Genomic DNA, 22,025 nt, shown 5'->3' on the forward strand with positions numbered 1-22,025 from the left:
CGACACCCTACAAAAGCCATCCGTGCAAGACGGCAGTCTTAGAGGGCTTACTTGCCGCCCCAGACGGTACCGGCCACGTTCACCACCGGCACGCCCACGGCATTGCCGTACTCGGTCCAGGAGCCGTCGTAGTTGCGCACGTCGTAACCGAGGATTTTCTTCAGGGCGAACCAGGTGTGGCTGGAGCGCTCGCCGATGCGGCAATAGGTGATGATCGGCTTGCTGCCATCGATACCTACTGCGCCGTAGACCTTCTTCAGCTCTTCAGCCGATTTGAAGGTGCCGTCGGCGGCTACCGCCTGGCCCCAGGGCACGTTCACCGCGCCGGGCACGTGGCCGGCACGCACGGCCAGCTCCTGCACGCCCTGCGGGGCGAAGACTTTGCCGTTGTATTCGTCCGGCGAACGGATATCCACCAACTGCACGTCGCTGCGCTTCTCGGCAGCGGCGAGTACGTCCGGGAGGAAGGCGCGCAGATCCTTGTTGGCGGCCTGCACCGTGACGTTGCCGGTTTTCGGCGTGCTGGCGCGACTGTCCAGGGTGCGGCCTTCGGCTTCCCACTTGGCGCGACCGCCATCGAGCAGCTTGACGTTGTCGACACCGTACACATCGAACACCCAGGCGCCCCAGGCGGCGAACCAGTTGTTGTTGTCGCCGTAGAGAATGGTGGTGCTGTCGTCATTCACCCCGGCCTTGCGCAGCAGTTGCTGGAAGGCTTCCTGGCTGGCGATGTCACGGCGTACCGGGTCGACCAGATCGCTGTGCCAGGCGAAATTCACCGCACCGGGGATATGCCCGCGTTCATAGACGCCGGGCACCACACTGACTTCGATGATGCGTACCTTGGGGTCATTCAGGTTCTTTTCCAGCCAGTCGGTGCTGACCAGGTATTCGCTGGCGGCATGCGCCGTGACCGTTTGCAGCAGAGTGGCGGCGGCCAGCAGGCTGGCGCCGAGAAGGGTCTTGATCGTCATGGTTGCGACCTCTTGAGAGTTGGCAGTTGTGCGGCGGAGCCGCCTTCATCGCTGTGGAACGTCGTGATGTCCTTGCATGGTTCCTGTGGCGTTAACCTCCTTGTCAGTTGTAGAGCGACGGTTGCGGGCCCTGGCCGCTGAGCAGCCAGTGCCCGAGGTCGCGCACCTTGTAGTCGATGGGATCGTGCAGGCTGTGCACGCGCACGTTGCGCCAGAAACGGTCGAAGCCGTAGCGCGAGCTGGTGGCGCGGGCGCCCATGGCTTCGAAGATCTGGCTGGTGATATCGAGGGCGGCGCGTACCGCCACCACCTTGGCCTCGCTGATGGCCAGCGCCACTTCGGCGCGTTCGGCGGCGGTCAGTGCCGGTTTTTCCCAGGCTGCTTGCAGGCGCTGGGCGGCGTGTTCGGCCAGGGGCAGGGCGCTGCGATAACGCAGCCACAGCTCGCCGTAGCGCTGCTGGATGAATGGATCGTCGCTGGCATTGGCCACGCCCGATGCTGGCCAGGCGCGGCTCTGTTCGCGGGTGTAACGCAGCGCTGCGTCCAGCGCACCCTGGGCGTTGCCCAGGTAGAGCTGGGTGAGGATCAGCTGCGACAGGCAGGCACGCAGGGTGGTGCGCGGGCTGGGGCCGACCGGGCCGAGCAGCTCGCTGGCGTCGACGAATACCTGCTCGAACTGCACCGTGCCGCTGTCGGTCTGGCGTTGGCCGAAACCGTCCCAGTCGCTGTTCACCGCCAGCCCTTCGCGTTGGCTGGGCAGGACGATGAATACACGGTCCTCCGGCTTCTTGCTGCGTTGCACGCCGATCACCAGTGCGTCGGCGCCGAGTGCGCCGGAGCAGAACGATTTGCTGCCGTTGAGCTCGTAATGTTCCTCGCGCGGGGCGAGCGTCAGGCCGTTGTCGCGACCGTTGGTGGCGTTGCCCCAGAACCAGCGCTCCTGCACCGTGCGCGTCAGCCAGTGGCGCTGCTGATCGGGGTTGCCGAACAGCAGGAGGGTGGCCACTTGCAGGTGCTGGAAGGCGAAAAGGTGGGCCAGTGAGCTGTCCACCGCCGCCAGGTAGCGGGTGATGCGGTAGATCTCCGGCCAGGCTACGCCCTGGCCACCGTACTGCTGCGGCACGGCCAGGGTCAGCAGGCCGCTGTCGCGCACCAATTCGCGCTCGGCCTGCGGGCTGCCGCCTGCCCTGTCCCGTTCCACCGCGCTGGCCGCCAGGCGCCTGGCCAGGCGCTCGACCTTGGCCGTGCGGCTGCCGAAGTCCACGGGGAACAGGTGCGCGGCGAACAGCGGTTCGTCGCGCAGGCTGGGATGCAGGCGGGCCTCAAGGCTCATTGCGGGCTCCAGATGCTCACTTCGCGTGCATCCACCGAGGTTGGCAGCAGGCTGGCGCCGTAAAAGGCATCGGCGATCTTCTGCTGCTCGGCGAGGCTGTCCGGCTGTACCAGGCGCACCTGATAGCTGCGTTTGGCGTTGGCCTTCTCGACGATGGCCGGGTCGAGATTGCCCCACAGCGGGCCGAGGATTTCAGCGGCCTGGCGCGGGTTGGCGCGCAGCCAGTCGCCGGTCTTCACCAACTCGGCGAACACGGTCTGCAGCACTTGCGGGTGGCTCTTGGCGAAGGTGGCGCTGGTCAGGTAGTAACGCTGGTAGTCGGCCAGGCCCTTGCCGTCGGCAAGGATGCGGGTCGGCAACTGTTGCTGGGCGCCGCTGAGGAAGGGCTCCCAGGTGACCCAGGCGTCCACCTTGCGGTTTTCGAAGGCGGCGCGGCCGTCGGCCGGGGTCAGGTAGGCGGGTTCGATGTCGCTGAACTTCAGACCAGCCTTGTTCAGTGCGGCGATCAGCAGGTAGTGCACGCCGGCTGCCTTGGTCACGGCGATCTTCTTGCCCTTGAGGTCGGCCAGCGTTTTGATCGGCGAATCCTCGCGCACGATGATCGCCTGGGCGCTGGGGGAGGGCGCTTCCTGGGCGAAATAGGCGAGGTCGGCGCCGGCGGCCTGGGCGAACACCGGCACGGTGTCGGCGACATCGGCGGACAGGTCGATATTGCCGACGTTGAGTGCCTCCAGCAGCGGCTGGCCGTTGGGGAATTCGTGCCAACTGACAGTGATGTCCTGATCGGCCAGTGCCTTCTCCAGGGTGCCCTGGCTCTTCAGCAGGCTGATCAGCGTGGAGGACTTCTGGTAGCCGATGCGCAGTTGCTCGGCGGCTTCGGTGAGCGGGGCGACGAGCAGACCGATGGCCAGCGAGGCGGCGATCAGTGTGCTGCGCTTGGAATGGATCTTGGACATGGCGGCTCTCGATACGAACACGTGCCGGCCATGGGGTTGCGGCGGATCACGCGTACTTCAGTGTTGAGGGAAAGAAGTCCGGTGATCCGGTGGAGAGAAGCTAGTCGATATAAAAACGTGTTGTTAAATAATTTTTAGGAATTAGCTTAGGCGCATATCGGCCCGAAACATCGGCTGCTCGGTACGCTCTATGAGTCTCCCTGCGCATCGGCATTGTGGGCGGATCGGAACGCTCTACAGGCCACGCACTGTGCCAGGCGTTGGCGCGGTAGGGCGGACTCAGGAGCGAAGCGAACAGTCCGCCGCTTTGCGGTGCCGCGCATATCTGACGGCATACTGCTTCGAGTAAGGGATCGCCGCCCGGTACGCCCGACGAACCTCAATCTATTTCCGCATATTCTTTTTTGTTACTACAAAGTGAAAAATAATTCTTTTTAGGGATTAGTGCGTATTTCGTAGATTAGCCACCAGCCGACAGCGGACCACCGCATCGGGCCCGAATCAGGGGCTCTTATGCCAATCCGCCGAGACCAGCGCCACGTACGCTGTCCTGCCGAGCCCCTGTGCAGTGCCAAACCCGAATAGCACATACAGCACCTGGAGCATCGAGCATGAACAAGTCCAATCTGGCGCTGGCCGTCGCCCTGGCCGCTCTGGCCACCGAAGCGACCGCCGCCGGTTTCATCGAAGACAGCAAGGCCAGCCTCGGCCTGCGCAATTTCTATTACGACCTGAACACCAAGAACACCGCCAACAACAACGGTGAGGCTCAGGAATGGGGGCAGGGCTTCATCTTCAACTACAGCTCCGGTTTCACCGAAGGCACCGTCGGCTTCGGCCTCGACGCCATCGGCCTGCTGGGCGTCAAGCTGGACTCCGGCGGCACCGCCGGCAAGACCGGTCGTGACCGCACCCCCGGCCAACTCTTCCCGCTGGAGCGCGACGGCAGCGCCGTGGACGACTACAGCAAGGCCGGCGTGACCGCCAAGGTGCGTCTGTCCAAGACCGAGGCGCGTATCGGCACCCTGCTGCCGAAGCTGCCGGTGGTGACCTTCAACGACGGCCGCCTGCTGCCGCAGACCTTCGAGGGTGGGCAGATCACCTCCAACGAGATCGATGGCCTGACCCTGACCGCCGGTCAACTGGAAAGCACCAAGACCCGCAGCTCCACCGACGACATCGCTCTGCGTATCGCCGGCGCTACCGGTGACGCCGACACCAACAAGTTCTACTTCGCCGGTGGTGACTACAAGCTGACCAAGGATCTGACGCTGCAGTACTACTACGGCAACCTGGAAGATTTCTACAAACAGCACTTCCTCGGCCTGGTGCACAACTGGGCAATCGGCCCGGGCTCGCTGAAGACCGACCTGCGTTACTTCGACAGCAACTCCGACGGCAAGAATGGCAGTGCCTCCGGCCGTGCCGATGGCTACCGCAGCGCCGGTTACTGGCGTGCCGGCGACAGCAGCACCGGCGAGGTCGACAACCAGACCTGGAGCGCGCTGTTCACCTATACCCTGGGCAGCCACTTCGCCAGCCTGGGCTACCAGCAGGTCGAAGGCGACAGCGCCTTCCCGTTCCTCAACCAGGGCGGCGGCTCCTCGTCCTACCTGATCACCGACCGCCAGATCGGCAAGTTCCAGAACGCCGGCGAGCGCACCTGGCTGGCCGAGTACGGCTATGACTTCACCAAGCTCGGCGTACCGGGCCTGAAGGCCAGCGTCGCTTACCTCAAGGGCGACAACGTCGATTCCGCCACTGGCGATCTGAAGGAGTGGGAGCGCGATTTCCGTCTCGACTACACCCTGCAGGACGGCCCGCTGAAAGGCCTCGGCGTGTCCTGGCGCAATGCGACCCAGCGCGGCAACGTCACCACTGATGCCGACGAGAACCGCCTGATCCTGAGCTACACCCTGACCCTGCTGTAACCCACGAACCAGCCCAAAGTCTGCTGCGCGTCGGCTAAAGGCAGGCGCGGAAAGCCGCTTGTGCCGATCCGAAGGGGATCATCCAGAGACCACGAAACGCTCGGGCTCCCGCCTTCGCGGGAGTGACCTCAGGGTATCCCCAGGCCCGCGATCCTTTGGGCAGGTGCTAACCGCAGTGACATCTCCTGACCGGCCCGCCAACGGGCCGGAAGGCTGTTCTTCCACGAGGAGATGACCATGAAGAAGAATGCTTTGCGCGTTGGCCTGGCGGCCCTGTTCGCCGCCTGGTTGCCAGCCGCCGTACATGCCGCACCACCGAAAGAAGTCCGCCTGGACTACGCCTACTACGCCCCCACCAGCCTGGTGCTCAAGCAGCAGGGCCTGCTGGAAAAAGCCCTCGCGCCGCAGGGCATCACCGTCAAATGGGTATTCAGCCAGGGCAGCAACCGCTCGCTGGAATACCTCAACGGCGGCAGCACCGATTTCGCCTCCACCGCTGGCCTGGCCGCCGTGCTCAGCCGCGCCAACGGCGCGCCGATCAACACCGTCTACGTCGCCAGCCGCCCGGAGTGGACAGCGCTGGTGGTGCCCAAGGACTCGCCCATCCAGTCGCTGGCCGACCTCAAGGGCAAGAAGGTCGCCGCCACCAAGGGCACCGACCCTTTCCTGTTCCTCCTGCAAAGCCTGCAGAAGGCCGGGCTGGACAAGAACGACGTGGAAATCGTCCACCTGCAACACCCCGACGGTCGCGTCGCCCTGGAGCGCGGCGACGTGCAGGCCTGGGCCGGGCTCGATCCGCTGATGGCGGCCAGCGAGCTGCAGGCCGGTTCGCGCCTGCTGTACCGCAATCGCGACTTCAACAGCTACAGCGTGCTCAGTGTCACCGAGACCTTCGCCAAGCAGCAGCCCGAACTGATCAAGCAGGTGATCGCGGCCTACGAGCAGGCGCGCCAGTGGGCCATCGCCAACCCCGATGCCCTGGCCCAGTTGCTCGCCGACGAAGCCAAGCTGCCGCTGGAAGTGGCCAAGCTGCAACTGTCGCGCACCGACTTCAGCAACCCGCAGCCGGGCGCCGAACACATCAAGGCGCTGAAAGCCGCCGCACCCATCCTGCTCGACGAGCAACTGGTGCGTCCGGGTACCGACGTCGCTCAGGTGGTCGACCAACTGATCCAGCCGCAACTGGCCGCTCAGATGATCGGCAGCAACGTGGCCAAGGCGGGGAACTGACCGATGGGCGCGCTCAACCTCGTCATCGGTCGCTGGGCCGAACGGCTTCCAGGCTGGCGGCCGGCACTGACCGACCTGCGTGGTTGGGTGGTGCCCCTGCTGATTCTGGCCCTGCTGGAAACCCTGGTGCGCAGCGGCGTATTGCCCGCGCACCAGATGCCTGCGCCGAGCCAGGTGGCGCAAACCTTGTACCTGTTGGCACAAAGTGGTGAGCTGTTGCGGCATCTGAACGCCAGCCTGCTGCGCGTCGGCGCCGGCTTTGCCATCGGCGCCGCGCTTGCCATCGTCATTGGCACCTGGGTGGGCCTCAGCCGCCGCGCCGAAGCCTATCTGGAGCCTACCTTCCAGGCTCTGCGGGCGATTCCCAGTCTGGCCTGGGTACCGTTGCTGCTGCTCTGGCTGGGCATCGATGAAACGCCGAAGATCGTGCTGATCGCCCTCGGTGCCTTCTTCCCGGTGTACCTGGCGCTGCTCGCCGGCATCCGCAATATCGACCGCAAGTTGGTGGAAGTGGGCCGGCTTTACGGCCTGTCGCCGCTGGCGCTGGTGCGCCGCATTCTGCTGCCCGCAGCGCTGCCGAGCCTGTTCACCGGCCTGCGCGGCGCGCTCAGCCTGAGCTGGATGTTCCTCGTCGCCGCCGAATTGATCGCCGCCACCCGTGGTCTTGGCTACCTGCTCAGCGATGGTCGGGAAACCTCGCGGCCGGATCTGGTGATCGCCGCGATCCTGCTGCTGGCGCTGCTCGGCAAACTCAGCGACAGCCTGCTCAAGGCCTGGGAAACCCGCGCCCTGCGTTGGCGCGACAGCTTCCAGGGCGGGGAGGGCGGAGCATGAGTGCGCTGCTGAAATTGCAGAATATCCACAAGGCCTTCGCTGACGTGCGTGTGCTCGAAGACGTCAGCCTGAGCCTGGCCGCTGGCGAAGTGGTCAGCCTGCTCGGCCCCTCCGGCTGCGGCAAGAGCACCCTGCTGCGTATCGCCGCCGGGCTGGATCAGGATTATCAGGGCGGGCTGGAACTCAACCCGCTGCTCAACTTCGGTCGTGGCAGCGGTATCGGCGTGGTGTTCCAGGAACCCCGGCTGATGCCTTGGCTCAGCGTGGCGCAGAACGTCGGTTTCGCCGATGGCTGGGTAGCCGACGACCAGTGGGTGGAACAATTGCTCCGTGACGTCGGCTTGCACGGGCGTGGCGAGGCGTTGCCCAAGCACCTCTCCGGCGGCCAGGCCCAGCGCGTGGCCATCGCTCGCGCGCTGTACGGCAAACCGCAGGTGCTGCTGCTCGACGAACCCTTCAGCGCGGTGGACGCCTTCACCCGCATGAAACTGCAGGATCTGGTGGTGGAACTGGCCGCCCGCTACGAGATCGCCGTGCTGCTGGTCACCCACGACCTCGACGAAGCCTTCTACCTCAGCGATCGCGTGCTGATCCTCGGCGGCACGCCAAGCCGCCTGCAACGCGAACTGGCCGTGCCCCTGACCCGCCCCCGCGACCGCCGCTCGGCCGAACTGGCCTACCTGCGCGGCGAGGCGCTGACCGAGCTGTACCAGTCGCACGTGCTGTAAACGAACTCTTCAAGGTGGAGTACTTTTTCGGGCCGTCAGGCCCGATTTTTTTCCCGCGCCGCACGCGCAGGCTTTTGTAGCCCGGATGAAATCCGCGGGCTTTGTCAGGGTGAGGCTCAGAGGTTATTACGGGTATGAAACCGAACGTTTCATTTGGCTGAAGGCGCTCTACCCAGGCTACATGCTGACGTAGGGCGGCCTTGCTCGCGAAGCGAGCAGCCCGCCAGACCGTGCTGAGATTAGATCCTGCGACCGACACATCATCGGCGTACTGCTTCCGAGCGGCCGGCGTCCCGGTACGCCCTACGCGCTGTTCCTACCCTTGGCATGGTGGACAAGCTTCGCGTTGTCCACCCTACGCGGTGGGTATTTCAGCGTAGGGTGGATGGCGCTTTTTTCATCCACCGCTGGGCGAGGTTGTCCGGGCTGCTTGCTGTTGATGCTCTGTAGGTTGCGAGGACAGTAAATAAATCTGTCCCTTTTCTATGTTCTCTAAATAACTGGTTTGGTCATGATTGTGGGTAAATTGGATTGCTCAGGTGATGCCTGATAAAAATCCAATACAACATCAACGCCCATCTTGTATGAGAGAAGCAGATCTCCAACTGTACACACAGGGCCGTCTTTTGCACTTTCAGCGCTCGCGCATATAGCCATGTAGCAGACAGCAATATAATCCAAGAGGTGCGTTACAAGCTGCGGACGTATTTTTTCATAGTGGCCAGTATGAGCAATGCGGTTTCTTAAAAGATATATGCGCCTGAGCTGCCTCGAGACGTCAGTCTGCGCCTTCTCTATACGCTTAACAACCAAGGCGTTTATTTTCAACTCTTCGTGAATAGAGGATATCTTATATTTGAGGTGTTCTAGATCACCCAGGCTATTGAATAGTTCTATTGCGGCTTGCTCACTGCCAAGTATTGAATATATATCTAGCTCGGAGGTCGTCGACGCAAACCTGTCCGTCGGTGAAAGCATACATGCCTTCACTTGTGGCGTTGTTGCAATATCATTTGCCGACAAAATATCGCGAAGATAGAAAGCGCGGCGACGAATTGAAGAGACTGCATATATCAGAGGTACGTAGTTCATTACTGGAGTAAGTATTCCACCCCCTCTGGCATCAAACAGAGACTCAAGAGATATCCACAGATTTAGCAATTTTTGCTCTATCGAGATTGACTCTCTCGCAAGCCTCAAATATCTTAGCGATCTCCCTAGCCTATCTCTGCCCTCATCATTTAGTGCGAGCATGGCTCGTCGAATTGACGTATTCGTTCCTTTGAAATACGTTCCACCTTCGGATGCAAGGAAACCCACGAGGCGCTCGATATTTATGACTTTTACATGAGTTAGCGGGCCATTTCGCGATGCTGCAATGCAACTATGTAGAACATGTATTCTTGGGTTCAGATCAAGTGCGCTATATGCATCTATGAATTTATCTAGACGCTCCTTAACTCGCCAAGCAGCGCTTACATAGTCGGTAGCTTCTACGGAAGCTTTTGCGATTACATTTGGTGTGTCATTCTTTCTGAATTTATCGAGGTCGCCGTCTTTGATGAAGTCTGGTAATTCTTCTGCGAACTGAAAGTCCGGGTCATCTGTGGTTTCCAGAAACCCTTGGGGGCTTACCACCCGAAGACCGTAATAGACATCGTAGTTGGACGTTCTACTTTTTAGCTTTTCTGTGATTTCATCGAACTGCTCAGAAAAATTTCGTTGGCCGTAGTTTTGGATGCGTGTGAAATACTCCGCCCTATTGAACAGGTATGTGGGTGAGTAGCCTCTATTCAATAGCTGCGTAGTATATAGTCCGGTTAAAGCGTAGATCCTATCAGTGATTCTCTTTTTGTGTGTGAGATCGACCTCGCCAACAATAGACTCTCTTAATTCAGCGACTAGCTTGGCTTCATATTCACTCTCTCGTGAATAGATGGCCCGGCAAATTACCGTCAGCTTTTGTAGCCATTTTTCACCTAGGGGGGTATCTCCCATAGTCGCAAAAAACTTCTGCAGTATGGAGTAGTAAGGGGAGAACACCTCTCGCGCAATTTCATCGTGGTCAAATGTGCTTTGTACTTCTTCAATTGCAGCCCTTAGATTAGCGGCATTCTTTTCATTGACTCGATACATCGATATAAGATCTGCCGCTTCCCGAGAGCTGCTGATTACGTTCATTAGTCGTGACTGAAAGAAGTGTGGTGTGTACATGCTTAGTTTTTCTAAGTACGTCTCTACGAAAAATCTCGGCCTGAAATCCACAATAGGAAGTTTTGCCCAAGTTGCTTGCGATAGGTATTTCACTTAACCATCCCGAAATGGAAACTAACTATTAACTACTCGACATTCATGTCGCGTTTCCACGCGAAACCTGTCGCATAACCTTCCTTGTCGTCCTACAAGTCCTTGTTTCGCTTGAGGGCAGTCGCATGAAACGCGACAACCTCTGGGGCGAAACACGACAGAGATAACGGCAAGCCCAATCTGCTGGATTACTGCATCAGCAGAACCAAGCCAGAAACCTATTCCATCCACCGCTACCCTGTCCACGCTTCATGGGCAAAATGCCATCGCGGTTGTTTTCTCGCGCCAGAGGCGGCAGTCCAGACCTTCCCAAACCCACCCACAAATTCTGTTAACAGCGCTGTGGATAACCTTTGCAAAAGCGCTTCGCGCCTAGCATTCAAGCGGGCCTCGGCAGGCCGCTCAACTTTTGTCCAATGACGCTGCACCGTCGTTATCGCCAGGCGGAATATCACTTTTAATCAATCACTTGGCTCATGTTTTCAACAGCGGGGCAGGACAGAGGCCTGTTGCCGGATGTCGTGCACAGAATCTGGGGAAAGCGCTGTGGATAAGATGCGGGAAAACGCGTCCAGACCAGGCGGGTCAAGGGCTGCGCCTGGCTGGTGATTTTTCGTGCGGTGTCGCGCGGCTGTCATGTTTCATGGCTATAGTGACCGGTCGATTTGCAGCCGCTGGAGCCTCTAGATGTCCGACTCGCCTGAACGTCCCGCGCCGGTCAGTTTGCTGCAGGCCTTCTGGTTCTGGTTGAAGCTGGGGTTGATCAGTTTTGGCGGGCCGGCCGGGCAGATTTCGATCATGCATCAGGAGTTGGTGGAGAAGCGCCGCTGGCTGTCCGAGCGTCGCTTTCTGCATGCGCTGAACTACTGCATGTTGCTGCCTGGGCCGGAGGCGCAGCAGTTGGCCACCTCTATCGGCTGGTTGATGCACCGCACCTGGGGTGGGGTGATCGCCGGGGCGCTGTTCGTGTTGCCGTCGCTGCTGATCCTGATCGTATTGTCCTGGGTCTACCTGGTGTTCGGCGATGTGCCGCTGGTGGCGGGGATCTTCTATGGCATCAAGCCGGCGGTGACGGCCATCGTGCTGCAGGCGGCCTGGCGCATCGGCGGGCGGGTGTTGAAGAACGCCTGGCTGTGGGCCATCGCGGCGGCGGCTTTCGTCGCCATTTTCGCGTTGCAGTTGCCGTTCCCGCTGATTGTGCTCGGTGCGGCGCTGGTGGGGTATATCGGCGGGCGACTGGCGCCGCAGCACTTTGCGGTTGGGGCTGGACATGGCGAGGCGGGCGGGGCGCACGCGCCGGCGTTGATCGATGATGAGACGCGGCTGGCGCACACGCATTTTCGTTCCAGCCGGCTGGCGTTGATTCTACTGGCTGGTGCAGTGCTCTGGCTGCTGCCCATGGGCCTGCTGACCCTGGCGTTTGGCTGGCAGGGCACGTTGACGCAGATGGGTTGGTTCTTCACCAAGGCGGCGCTGCTCACCTTCGGCGGCGCCTACGCGGTGCTGCCCTATGTGTACCAGGGCGCCATCGAGCACTACGGCTGGCTGACGCCCCGGCAGATGATCGATGGCCTGGCGCTGGGCGAGACCACGCCGGGGCCGTTGATCATGGTGGTGGCGTTTGTCGCGTTCGTCGGCGCTTACGGCCAGCCAGTGTTCGGTGGCGATTCGGCCTTCGCCAGCGGTGCGCTGGCGGCGGTGCTGGTTACCTGGTTCACCTTCCTGCCGTCGTTTCTGTTCATCCTTGCTGGCGGGCCGCTGGTGGAGTCGACCCATGGGAAGTTGACGTTCACCGCGCCGCTGACCGGCATCACCGCTGCGGTGGTCGGGGTGATCCTCAATCTGGCGTTGTTCTTTGGTTATCACGTGCTCTGGCCGCAGGGCTTTGCCGGTGCGTTCGATTGGGTGTCGGCGTTAATTACCCTCGGTGCGGCGTTGGCCCTGTTCGCTTTCAAGCGTGGGGTGATCGAGACGTTGATGGCCTGTGCGTTGGTGGGGTTGGTGGTTCGGTTGTTGGGTTGAGTGGTTGGGCTTGCGAGCGCTTGGTGGGTTACGCGGCGCTTGAGGTGGGTGCGCGGCTGTTTGAGCGGTGTTTTGCGCCGCTAACCCACCCTACGGGAGCGCGCTGCCAGGGCTTTGTGGGAGGGGCTTTAGCCGCGACGCATGAATAAGTCGCCGCTGAAGCGCCTCCCACAGGGCTGATCCCACTGCATCAATACGATTTCTTTACGCCCCGGCGGCGGGGCGGCAATCGAATCTTTACGGCCAGCCTTTCGACAATGCTCGCGAGCGGATTCCCCGCATCGTGGAGCTTTGCACATGAACGCAATCGATGGTGTGTCGCTGATCCTGGTGGTCGGCCTCTTCGCCTACCTGCTGGTGGCGCTGCTCACCGCAGGGCGTGGTTGAGGAGACGGCCATGTATGACTACGACTGGCTGCTGCTGGCGGCTTTCTCTGTGCTGGTGCTGGCACCGGCCCCTTTTCTCGGGCGCTACTTCTACCGCGTGATGGAGGGCCAGCGTACTTGGCTCAGCCCCGTGCTGCTGCCGGTGGAGCGCCTGTGCTACCGCGTGGCCGGCGTCGACTCGGAGCAGGAGCAGAGTTGGCGCGGCTACGCCTTAGCGCTGCTGGCCTTCACCCTTATCTGCCTGCTGGCGCTGATGAGCATTCTGTTGCTGCAGGGCGGCTTGCCGCTCAACCCGCAGCAGCTCGCCGGGCTGAGCCTGCCGCTGGCGTTCAACACGGCGGTGAGCTTCGTTACCAACACCAACTGGCAGGCCTACAGCGGTGAGGCGCAGCTGAGCTATTTCAGCCAGATGCTCGGCCTCGGGGTGCAGAACTTCGTTAGCCCGGCAGTGGGCCTGGCAGTGTTGGTGGTGCTGTGCCGGGGGTTGGCGCGACAGTCCAGCGACCGCCTGGGCAATTTCTGGGTCGATATCACCCGCGCCGTGCTCTACGGCCTGTTGCCGCTGTGCCTGGTGCTGGCCGTGCTGCTGGTGTGGCAGGGCGTACCGCAGAATTTCAGCGATTACATCTCCGCCACCACCCTGCAGGGCAGTCAGCAGACCTTGCCGATGGGGCCGGCGGCCAGCCAGATCGCCATCAAGCAACTGGGCACCAACGGCGGCGGCTTCTTCGGCGTCAACTCGGCGCACCCGTTCGAGAACCCCACGGCGCTGAGCAACCTGCTGGAGCTGGTGTCGATCCTGCTGATCCCGGCGGCACTGGTGTTCACCTTCGGCCATTACGTGCGTGACCTGCGTCAGAGCCGGGCGATCCTGGCCAGCATGCTGCTGCTGTTCGTCATCGGCCTTGGCGTGTGCGCCTGGGCGGAGTTGCAGCCGAACCCGGCGCTGGCGGGGCTGCCCATCGAGCAGGTGGGCTCGCTGGAGGGTAAGGAGGCGCGCTTCGGCAGCTTCGCTTCGGCGCTCTGGGCGGCTACCACCACGGCAGCGTCCAACGGTTCGGTGAACGCCATGCACGACAGCTTCAGCGCCCTCGGCGGGCTGGTGCCGCTGGTCAACATGCTGCTCGGCGAGATCATCTTCGGCGGCATTGGCGCGGGCCTCTACGGCATGCTGCTGTTCGTGTTGATCGCGGTGTTCCTCGCCGGGCTGATGATCGGCCGCACCCCAGCCTACCTGGGCAAGAAACTGGAGGCGCGCGAGGTACGGCTGATGGTTGCCACGTTGCTGGTGATGCCGGTCGGCGTGCTGGTGTTCGGCGCCCTGGCGGTGAGTTTCGCCGGGCCGGCGGCATCCATCGGCAACCCCGGCCCGCACGGCTTCAGCCAGGCGCTGTATGCCTACGGTTCGGCCACCGGCAACAATGGTTCGGCCTTCGCCGGCTTCACCGCCGACACCCCCTACCACAACCTGATGCTCGGCCTGGCCATGCTGCTCGGGCGCTTCGGCTACATCCTGCCGGTGCTGGCGATTGCCGGCAGCCTGGCGGCCAAGCGCGCCGCGCCGCAGGGGCAGAACAGCTTCCCCACCCATGGGCCGCTGTTCGTCGTGCTGCTGACGTTGACCATCCTCCTGGTGGGTGGCCTGACCTTCATGCCGGCGCTGGCCCTGGGCCCGCTGGCCGAACACCTGGCGTTCTGAAGGAGAAACCGTGATGAATGCCCCCGTAACGGCGCAACGCAGCGCCAAGTCGTCCAGCAGCCAGCCACAGACCGGCCTCGGCGCGCTGTGGCGCCCGGCCCTCAAGCAGGCCTTCGTCAAACTCGACCCACGGCAACTGGTGCGCTCGCCAGTGATGCTGGTGGTGGAGCTGACAGCGCTGGTCACCAGCGTGCTGTGCTTCGTCCCCAACCCTGCGGTGAGCACCGCCCTGGGCGTGCAGATCGCGCTGTGGCTGTGGTTCACCGTGCTCTTCGCCAACTTCGCCGAGGCCTTGGCTGAGGGGCGTGGCAAGGCTCGCGCCGACAGCCTGAAGTCCGGCAGTCAGGGCTTGATGGCGAACAAACAGGTCGGCGCGCAGTTTCAGTCCGTACCGGCCAGCAGCCTGCGCAAGGGCGATGTGGTGCGGGTCGAGGCCGGTGAATTGATCCCCGGCGACGGCGAGGTGATCGAAGGTGTGGCGGCGGTCAACGAAGCGGCGATTACCGGCGAGTCCGCGCCGGTGATCCGCGAGTCCGGCGGCGATCGTTCGGCAGTCACCGGCAACACCCGCCTGGTCTCGGACTGGCTGCTGGTGCGCATCAGCGCCAACCCCGGCGAGTCCACCCTCGACCGCATGATCGCTCTGGTCGAAGGCGCGCGCCGGCAGAAGACGCCCAACGAGGTGGCGCTGGATATCCTGCTGATCGGCCTGACCCTGATCTTCCTGCTGGTGGTGGCCACGCTGCAGCCGTTCGCCCGCTTTGCCGGTGGCGACCTGCCGTTGATCTACCTGGCGGCGCTGCTGGTGACGCTGATCCCCACCACCATCGGCGGCCTGCTCTCGGCCATCGGCATCGCCGGCATGGATCGCCTGGTGCGCCTGAACGTCATCGCCAAGTCCGGCCGCGCCGTGGAGGCAGCCGGCGATGTGCACACCCTGCTGTTGGACAAGACCGGCACCATCACCTTCGGCAACCGCCGTTGCAGCGCCATGGTCAAGGCGCCGGGCGTGGCCACGCCGGAGCTGGCCGAGGCGGCGCTGCTGGCCTCGCAGGGCGACGACACGCCGGAGGGCAAGTCGATCGTCGAATACCTGGCCTCGTTGCACCCGATGGAAGCGCCCGAGCGCAGCGGCATGACGCTGATCGCCTTCAGCGCCGAGACGCGCCTGTCCGGTGCCGACGTGAACGGTGTGGCCTACCGCAAGGGCGCGGTGGACGCCGTGCTGGCCTACCTCGGCCTGGGCCGTAGTGATTTGCCGGCGCCGCTGGCCCGTGAGGTGGAGAAAATCGCCCAGAGTGGCGGCACGCCGTTGCTGGTGGCCGGGGCCGGGCGCCTGCTCGGCGCCATCCACCTCAAGGACGTGGTCAAGCCGGGCATTCGCGAGCGTTTCGCCGAGCTGCGCGCCATGGGCATCCGCACCGTGATGGTGACCGGTGACAACTCGCTGACCGCCGCCGCCATCGCCGCCGAGGCCGGTGTCGATGACGTGATCGCCGAGGCCACGCCGGAGAAGAAACTGTCGCGCATCCGCGCCGAGCAGGCCGAAGGCAAGCTGGTGGCGATGTGCGGCGATGGCGCCAATGACGCCCCGGCGCTGGCCCAGGCCGACGTTGGCCTGGCCATGAACGACGGCACCCAGGCCGCCCGCGAGGCCGCCAACCTGGTGGATCTGGACAGCGACCCGACCAAGCTGATCGACGTGGTGCAGGTGGGCAAGGAGCTGCTGGTGACCCGAGGCGCGCTGACTACCTTCTCGGTGGCCAACGATGTGGCCAAGTACTTCGCCATCCTCCCGGCGCTGTTCGCCGGCATCTACCCGCAGCTCGGCACGCTCAACCTGATGCAGTTGCACAGCCCGCAGAGCGCGATCCTCTCGGCCATCGTATTCAACGCCCTGATCATCGTCGCGCTGATTCCGCTGGCGCTGCGCGGTGTGCGCGTCCAGGCGCTGGACGCCGGCCAGTTGCTGCGGCGCAACCTGCTGATCTACGGCCTCGGCGGGCTGGTCGCACCCTTCGTCGGGATCAAGCTGCTCGACCTGCTGCTGGTGGGGTTGGGCTGGGTGTAGCGCGTTGTTTCGTTCACTCGCGGTCTGCTCCCTCTCCCATTAATGGGAGAGGGCTGGGGAGAGGGTAGGGCAGGCCACTCGGTATTACCGGATAGACCCTCTCCCCCGGCCCCCGCTCTGCGCCCCAGCCCCTCGCAGAGCTCAGGGCGCTTGAGCGGGCGAAGCGATACTTCGCTATTTCCGCTCAAGCCCCGCAAGCGGGAGAGGGGAGACAAGCAACGAATCGATATTGGAGACTCATCATGCTCAACCATATCCGCCCCGCCATCGCCACCCTGGCGCTGATGACGCTGTTCACCGGCGTGGCTTACCCGCTGGCCGTCACCGGCGTGGCGCACCTGGCTTTCCCCGATCAGGCCGCTGGCAGCCTGGTGCGTGACGACGCCGGCCAGGTGCGCGGCAGCCGCCTGATCGCCCAGGCCTTCGACGGCGATCAGTGGTTCCAGCCTCGTCCCTCTGCAGTGGATTACGCCACCGTGGCCAGCGCCGCCAGCAACCTGGCGCCGAGTAATCCGAAGCTGCGCGAACGCATCGAGCAGAGCAGCGCCAAACTGGGCGGCCAGGCGCCGCTGCCGATGCAACTGCTGACCACCTCGGGCAGCGGCCTCGACCCGCACCTGTCGCCCGAGGCTGCTGCCTGGCAGATTCCGCGCATCGCTCAAAACCGAGGCCTGGAGGAAGCTGAGCTGCTGCGCCTGGTCGAGGCGCATACCGAGCGCCCGCTATTCGGCCCGGCGGTGGTCAATGTGCTGGCTCTGAACCTGGCGCTGGCCGACAATCCCTCCACTTCTTCCCAGTGACGAGTGCGTCATGAACGACAGCCTGCGCGCCGAAGCGCTGCTCGCCGACCTGCCCCGCGAAGGCCGTGGCCGGCTCAAGGTATTCCTCGGCGCTGCGCCGGGTGTCGGCAAGACCTACGCCATGCTCCAGGCCGCCCACGCGCAACTGCGCCAGGGCGTGGCGTTGCGCGCCGGGGTGGTGGAAAGCCACGGCCGCAGCGAAACCGAGGCGCTGCTGGTAGGGTTGCCGCAACAACCGCCATTGCGCCTGCCTTATCGCGGCCTGGAACTGAGCGAGATGGATCTCGACGGCCTGCTCGCCGATCCGCCCAAGCTGGCGCTGGTGGACGAGCTGGCGCACAGCAACGCCCCCGGCAGCCGCCACGCCAAGCGCTGGCAGGACGTGCAGGAACTGCTCACCGCCGGCATCGACGTCTACACCACGGTCAACGTCCAGCACCTGGAAAGCCTCAACGATCGCGTGCGCGATATCACCGGCGTGCAGGTGCGCGAGACGGTGCCCGACTGGGTGCTGCAGGAAGCCGACGAGATCCAGCTGGTCGACCTGCCGCCGCGCGAGCTGCTCGAACGCCTGCGCGATGGCAAGGTGTACATGCCCGAGCAGGCCCGTGCGGCCATCGACGCCTTCTTCTCGCCGACCAACCTCACCGCGCTGCGCGAACTGGCCATGCAGACCGCCGCCGCGAGGGTCGATGCTGACCTCGACCAACGCTACCGCCAGCTCGGCCAGGCGGCGCCCAGCGTGCTCGGGCGCCTGCTGGTGGGGGTGGACGGCGATGGCGAGGCCGAGCGCCTGGTGCGCCACGCTTGTCGGGTGGCCGAGCGCCGTCATCTGCCCTGGTCGGTGGTGCACGTGGACAGCCGCCGGGCCATGGACGAGGAGCAACGCGGGCGTCTGCAAGCGGCGCTGCGCCTGGCCGAGCGCCTCGGCGGCGAGGTGGTGACGCTGCACGGTGACTCGGTGGCGCACACGTTGCTCGACCACGCCCGCGAGCGCCGCGCCAGCCTGATCCTGGTCGGCAGCAGCACGCGGCGCTTGCGTCGGCGCTGGTTGGGGCGTGGCCTTGGCGAACGCCTGCTGGCCGCTGGCGCCGGGCTGGAGGTGAGCGTGCTGGATGCCAAGGGCAGCCAGGCCACTGCGGGGCGTCGCCCGCGCCTGGCCCCGCGTTGGGGCGACTACCTGCTGGCCGTGCTGGCCAGTATGGTGGCCTCGCTGCTGTGCTTTGGCCTGGCTCAGGTGCTGGAGTTGCCGAATATCTCCCTGGTGTTCCTCGCTGCCGTGCTGCTGGTGGCGGTGCGCAGCAGTCTCGGCCCGGCGTTGCTGTGTGCCGGACTGTCGTTCCTCAGCTACGACTTTTTGTTCATCGCGCCGACCTGGACGCTGGAGATTCATCGCCACGAGGACGTGTTGACCCTGCTTTTCTTCCTGCTGATGGCGGCGCTGACCGGCAACCTGGCCAGCAGCCAGCGGCGTCAGGTGCAGGCACTGCGCGAGGTGCAGGGCGAGACCACGGCGCTGCTGGAACTGTCGCGCAAGCTCACCGCAGCCGCCGACCGCCAGGCTGTGCTGGCCGTGGCCGAGCAACAGCTGGGCGGCTGGGCCGAGATGCAACTGACCCTGCTGTCGCGCGGTGCGGAGGGGCAGTGGCAGCATCAGGGCGGCCTGCAGGTCGAACTTCCCGATGCCGAGCGCGCCGCCGCCGACTGGGCCTGGCAGCACGAGCAACCTGCCGGCCTCGGCACCGATACTCTGCCCAGTAGTCGCTGGTGGTGGTGGCCGTTGTGCGGCGAGGAAGGGCCGCTGCTGCTGATCGGCCTGCAGCGCGTCGATGGTACGCCGCTGGTAGATACACGCCGGCGCCTGATCGCTGCCCTGGGCCAGCCGCTGGCGCAGGCCCTGGCCCGCGCGCAACTGGCCGAGGAACTGGAGGCAGCGCGCCTGCATGGACAGACCGAGGAGCTGCGCAGCGCGCTGCTGGCTTCGGTGTCGCACGATCTGCGCACGCCGCTGACCGCCATGCGCGGTTCCATCGACAGCCTGCTGGCACTGGGCGAGGCGATCCCAGTGGCGGATCGTCGTGAACTGCTCGAAGGCACCCGCGACGAGGCCGAGCGCCTCGACCGCTATATCCAGAACCTGCTCGACATGACCCGCCTCGGCCACGGCGAGCTCAAGCTGGCACGTGACTGGGTGGCGCCCAGCGACATCGTCGCCAGCGCGCTGCAACGCCTGCATGTGGTGCTCGCGCCGCTGCAGGTCGAGTGCGTGCTGCCGCCGGAGCCACCGCTGCTGCGTGTGCATGCGGCGCTGATCGAGCAGGCGCTGGTCAACGTGCTGGAGAACGCCGCGCGCTTCTCGCCACCAGCCGGGCGCTTGCGCGTGGCGCTGGAATACGACGAACAGGAGCTGCGCTTTATCGTCGCCGACCAGGGCCCTGGCATTCCCGAGGCGGAACGGGCGAAGATCTTCGACATGTTCTATACCGCAGCGCGCGGGGATCGCGGCGGCCAGGGCACCGGCCTGGGCCTGGCGATCTGCCAGGGCATGGTCGGCGCCCACGGCGGTCGCGTCACGGTTGGCGATGGCCTCGATGGCCGTGGCGCCAGCCTGACCCTGCACCTGCCGCTAACCATGCCACCGCAAGCCGCCGAGGAAGACTGATGAGCCAGGGGCCGAGCATTCTGCTGATCGACGACGAAGCGCAGATTCGCAAGTTCCTGCGCATTGCCCTCAGTGCCCAGGGCTACCGGGTGCTGGAGGCGGCCAACGGCGAAGACGGCCTGGCCCAGGCGGCGCTGCACAACCCCGATCTCGTCGTGCTCGACCTCGGCCTGCCCGACCTCGACGGCCAGCAGGTGCTACGCGGCCTGCGTGAATGGAGCCAGGTGCCGGTGCTGGTGCTCTCGGTACGTGCCAGCGAGGGCGAGAAGGTGCTGGCGCTGGACGGCGGCGCCAATGACTACGTGACCAAGCCATTCGGCATCCAGGAATTCCTCGCCCGTGTGCGCGTGCTGCTGCGCCAGGGCCAGGGCCGCGAAACGCTGCCGGCGAGCATCGCCTGCGGCGCGCTGAGCATCGACCTGGCCTATCGCCGGGTCAGCCTCGACGGCGCCGAAATCGCCCTGACGCCCAAGGAATACGCGGTGCTGGCGCTGCTCGCCCAGCACCTCGGGCGGGTGGTGACCCAGCAGCAACTGCTGCGCGATATCTGGGGCCCCAGCCACGTCGGCGACAGCCATTACCTGCGCGTGGTGGTCGGCCACCTGCGGCAGAAGATCGGCGACGACCCGGCTGCGCCGCGTTACCTGATCACCGAGGCAGGTGTGGGTTATCGCCTGCGCGAGCCTTCTTAGAGCGTGTTCAAAGTCTGCTGCGCGTCGTCCATGCAGCGTTGAAATCAAGCTGGAACGCCAGCCCGGTCAGAATGCTCATTTACAGCTCGTAAAGTCGAACGCGACTCCGAGCGTTCTTCGCTCGATTCGCGGGGCCGCCATCGGTATTGCCTGGCTCTAGCTCGCGAGACTTTGAACAGGCTCTTAAAGCTCCAGGGCCAGACGCAAACGATCCCGATGCTGCAGGCCATTCTCGAACAGCGGCTCGGGGTAGTGCTGCAGGAAGTAATCCGGCTCCACCGCCACCACGCGAAAGCCAGCGCGCTGGTAGAACGTCAGTTGGTGGCCGAAGCTGCCGGTGCCCAGTTCCAGGCGCCTGGCCCCGAGCTGTCGGGCCTGGTCGATGGCGTGGCGCAGCAGCAGGGCGCCGATGCCCTGACCCTGGTGTTCGGGCGCCACGGCGATGTTCATCAGTTCCCAGGTGCTGACGGTCAGGGCCTTGATCACGTAGACGCCGACGATCACGTCGTCCAGGCGCGCGATCACGCAATGGCCCTCCTGCAGGTAGCGGGCGATGGCGGCGGGGCTGGGGTCGGCTTCCAGCAGCAGCGCCATCGGTGCCTGTTCGCTGGGAACCTTGTGCAGGCTCGGGGTGGTCATGACGAATCGTTCCTGAATGATTTTTTAGTTATAAATAAATCATTATTTATTCTTTTTGTTTCTCTTTGTTCCTGAGCATAGTGAGCACCACGCAAGCTACTGCCAAGGAGCACGATCATGACCATCCGCCTGGGCGATATCGCCCCTGACTTCGAACAGGACTCCAGCGAAGGCCGCATTCGTTTCCACGAATGGCTGGGCGACAGCTGGGGCATCCTCTTCTCCCACCCGGCCGACTTCACCCCGGTGTGCACCACCGAGCTGGGCTTTACCGCCAAGCTCAAGGACGAGTTCGCCAAGCGCGACGTCAAGGCCATCGCCCTGTCCGTCGACCCGGTGGATTCGCACCTGAAGTGGATTGACGACATCAACGAGACGCAGAACACCGCAGTCAACTTCCCGATCATCGCCGATGCCGACCGCAAGGTGTCCGATCTCTACGACCTGATCCATCCGAACGCCAACGACACCCTGACCGTGCGTTCGCTGTTCATCATCGACCCGAACAAGAAGGTGCGCCTGACCATCACCTATCCGGCCAGCACCGGGCGCAACTTCAACGAGATCCTGCGCGTGGTCGATTCGCTGCAACTGACTGACAACTACAAGGTGGCCACGCCGGCCAACTGGCAGGACGGTGAAGAGGTGGTAATCGTGCCGTCGCTGAAGGACGAAGCCGAAATCGCCCAGCGTTTCCCGAAAGGTTATCGCGCGGTGAAACCCTATCTGCGCCTGACCCCGCAACCGAACAAGTAAGGAT

Annotated in this window: 17 protein-coding genes; 12 read left to right on the plus strand and 5 right to left on the minus strand. The window is 63.9% G+C overall.

The window, feature by feature from the left end:
• Positions 1-47: 47 nt before the first annotated feature.
• From C7A17_RS12145 to C7A17_RS12155, 3 genes are all read right to left on the minus strand, one after another.
• On the minus strand, positions 48-974 hold the full coding sequence (locus C7A17_RS12145; RefSeq protein ID WP_106738271.1) for a sulfurtransferase: 927 nt from the start codon (positions 972-974) through the stop codon (positions 48-50).
• A gap of 103 nt (positions 975-1,077) precedes the next feature.
• Positions 1,078-2,307, minus strand: a complete 1,230-nt coding sequence (locus tag C7A17_RS12150; protein ID WP_106738272.1) for an acyl-CoA dehydrogenase family protein — start codon at positions 2,305-2,307, stop codon at positions 1,078-1,080.
• Entirely contained in the window at positions 2,304-3,263 is a 960-nt protein-coding gene (locus tag C7A17_RS12155) for an aliphatic sulfonate ABC transporter substrate-binding protein (protein ID WP_106738273.1), read from the minus strand. Before C7A17_RS12155 ends, C7A17_RS12150 begins: the two co-directional genes overlap by 4 nt.
• A 611-nt stretch (positions 3,264-3,874) precedes the next feature.
• Here C7A17_RS12155 and C7A17_RS12160 point away from each other — a divergent pair.
• The 4 genes from C7A17_RS12160 (at position 3,875) to C7A17_RS12175 (ending at position 7,986) form a co-directional block, all read left to right on the plus strand.
• A complete protein-coding gene (locus tag C7A17_RS12160) occupies positions 3,875-5,194 on the plus strand; it encodes an OprD family porin (protein ID WP_106738274.1) in 1,320 nt (439 codons plus the stop codon).
• Positions 5,195-5,431: 237 nt separating this feature from the next.
• A complete protein-coding gene (locus C7A17_RS12165; RefSeq protein WP_106738275.1) occupies positions 5,432-6,424 on the plus strand; it encodes an aliphatic sulfonate ABC transporter substrate-binding protein in 993 nt (330 codons plus the stop codon).
• A 3-nt stretch (positions 6,425-6,427) separates the two neighbouring features.
• On the plus strand, positions 6,428-7,258 hold the full coding sequence (locus C7A17_RS12170; protein WP_106738276.1) for an ABC transporter permease: 831 nt from the start codon (positions 6,428-6,430) through the stop codon (positions 7,256-7,258).
• Complete coding sequence (locus C7A17_RS12175) at positions 7,255-7,986, plus strand: ABC transporter ATP-binding protein (RefSeq protein ID WP_106738277.1); 732 nt, start codon at positions 7,255-7,257, stop codon at positions 7,984-7,986. Before C7A17_RS12170 ends, C7A17_RS12175 begins: the two co-directional genes overlap by 4 nt.
• A gap of 492 nt (positions 7,987-8,478) precedes the next feature.
• On the opposite strand, the gene C7A17_RS26755 is transcribed toward C7A17_RS12175, so the two are convergent.
• Positions 8,479-10,293, minus strand: a complete 1,815-nt coding sequence (locus C7A17_RS26755; RefSeq protein WP_158704659.1) for a hypothetical protein — start codon at positions 10,291-10,293, stop codon at positions 8,479-8,481.
• 687 nt (positions 10,294-10,980) lie between these two features.
• Here C7A17_RS26755 and chrA point away from each other — a divergent pair.
• The 7 genes from chrA to C7A17_RS12220 all read left to right on the plus strand — a co-directional run bounded on the left by chrA (position 10,981) and on the right by C7A17_RS12220 (position 20,626).
• The gene (gene chrA, locus C7A17_RS12185; RefSeq protein WP_106738279.1) at positions 10,981-12,315 is read left to right on the plus strand and encodes a chromate efflux transporter; all 1,335 of its coding nucleotides are present in this window, start codon (positions 10,981-10,983) and stop codon (positions 12,313-12,315) included.
• 297 nt (positions 12,316-12,612) lie between these two features.
• Positions 12,613-12,702 (plus strand): K(+)-transporting ATPase subunit F, encoded by a 90-nt coding sequence (gene kdpF / locus C7A17_RS12190; RefSeq protein ID WP_017676012.1) that lies wholly within the window; start codon positions 12,613-12,615, stop codon positions 12,700-12,702.
• A 10-nt stretch (positions 12,703-12,712) separates the two neighbouring features.
• Positions 12,713-14,401 (plus strand): potassium-transporting ATPase subunit KdpA, encoded by a 1,689-nt coding sequence (gene kdpA, locus C7A17_RS12195; RefSeq protein WP_106738280.1) that lies wholly within the window; start codon positions 12,713-12,715, stop codon positions 14,399-14,401.
• Positions 14,402-14,414: 13 nt separating this feature from the next.
• Positions 14,415-16,472, plus strand: coding sequence for a potassium-transporting ATPase subunit KdpB (gene kdpB / locus C7A17_RS12200; RefSeq protein WP_106738281.1), 2,058 nt, complete (start codon positions 14,415-14,417; stop codon positions 16,470-16,472).
• A gap of 242 nt (positions 16,473-16,714) precedes the next feature.
• Positions 16,715-17,272, plus strand: a complete 558-nt coding sequence (gene kdpC, locus C7A17_RS12210; RefSeq protein ID WP_106738283.1) for a potassium-transporting ATPase subunit KdpC — start codon at positions 16,715-16,717, stop codon at positions 17,270-17,272.
• A gap of 10 nt (positions 17,273-17,282) precedes the next feature.
• Positions 17,283-19,934 carry a sensor histidine kinase gene (locus tag C7A17_RS12215; protein WP_106738284.1) on the plus strand — a complete coding sequence of 884 codons (2,652 nt, stop codon included), beginning with the start codon at positions 17,283-17,285 and terminating at the stop codon, positions 19,932-19,934.
• Entirely contained in the window at positions 19,934-20,626 is a 693-nt protein-coding gene (locus C7A17_RS12220) for a response regulator (protein ID WP_106738285.1), read from the plus strand. The genes C7A17_RS12215 and C7A17_RS12220 overlap by 1 nt, the downstream gene beginning before the upstream one ends.
• A 183-nt stretch (positions 20,627-20,809) precedes the next feature.
• Here the strand turns inward: C7A17_RS12220 and C7A17_RS12225 are convergent, their stop codons facing one another.
• On the minus strand, positions 20,810-21,265 hold the full coding sequence (locus tag C7A17_RS12225) for a GNAT family N-acetyltransferase (RefSeq protein WP_106738286.1): 456 nt from the start codon (positions 21,263-21,265) through the stop codon (positions 20,810-20,812).
• Between the two features lie 117 nt (positions 21,266-21,382).
• On the opposite strand from C7A17_RS12225, the gene C7A17_RS12230 reads away from it, so the two are divergent.
• Complete coding sequence (locus tag C7A17_RS12230) at positions 21,383-22,021, plus strand: peroxiredoxin (RefSeq protein ID WP_106738287.1); 639 nt, start codon at positions 21,383-21,385, stop codon at positions 22,019-22,021.
• Positions 22,022-22,025 lie beyond the last annotated feature (4 nt).

This window comes from Pseudomonas mendocina (assembly GCF_003008615.1).
Lineage (GTDB): Bacteria > Pseudomonadota > Gammaproteobacteria > Pseudomonadales > Pseudomonadaceae > Aquipseudomonas > Aquipseudomonas mendocina_C.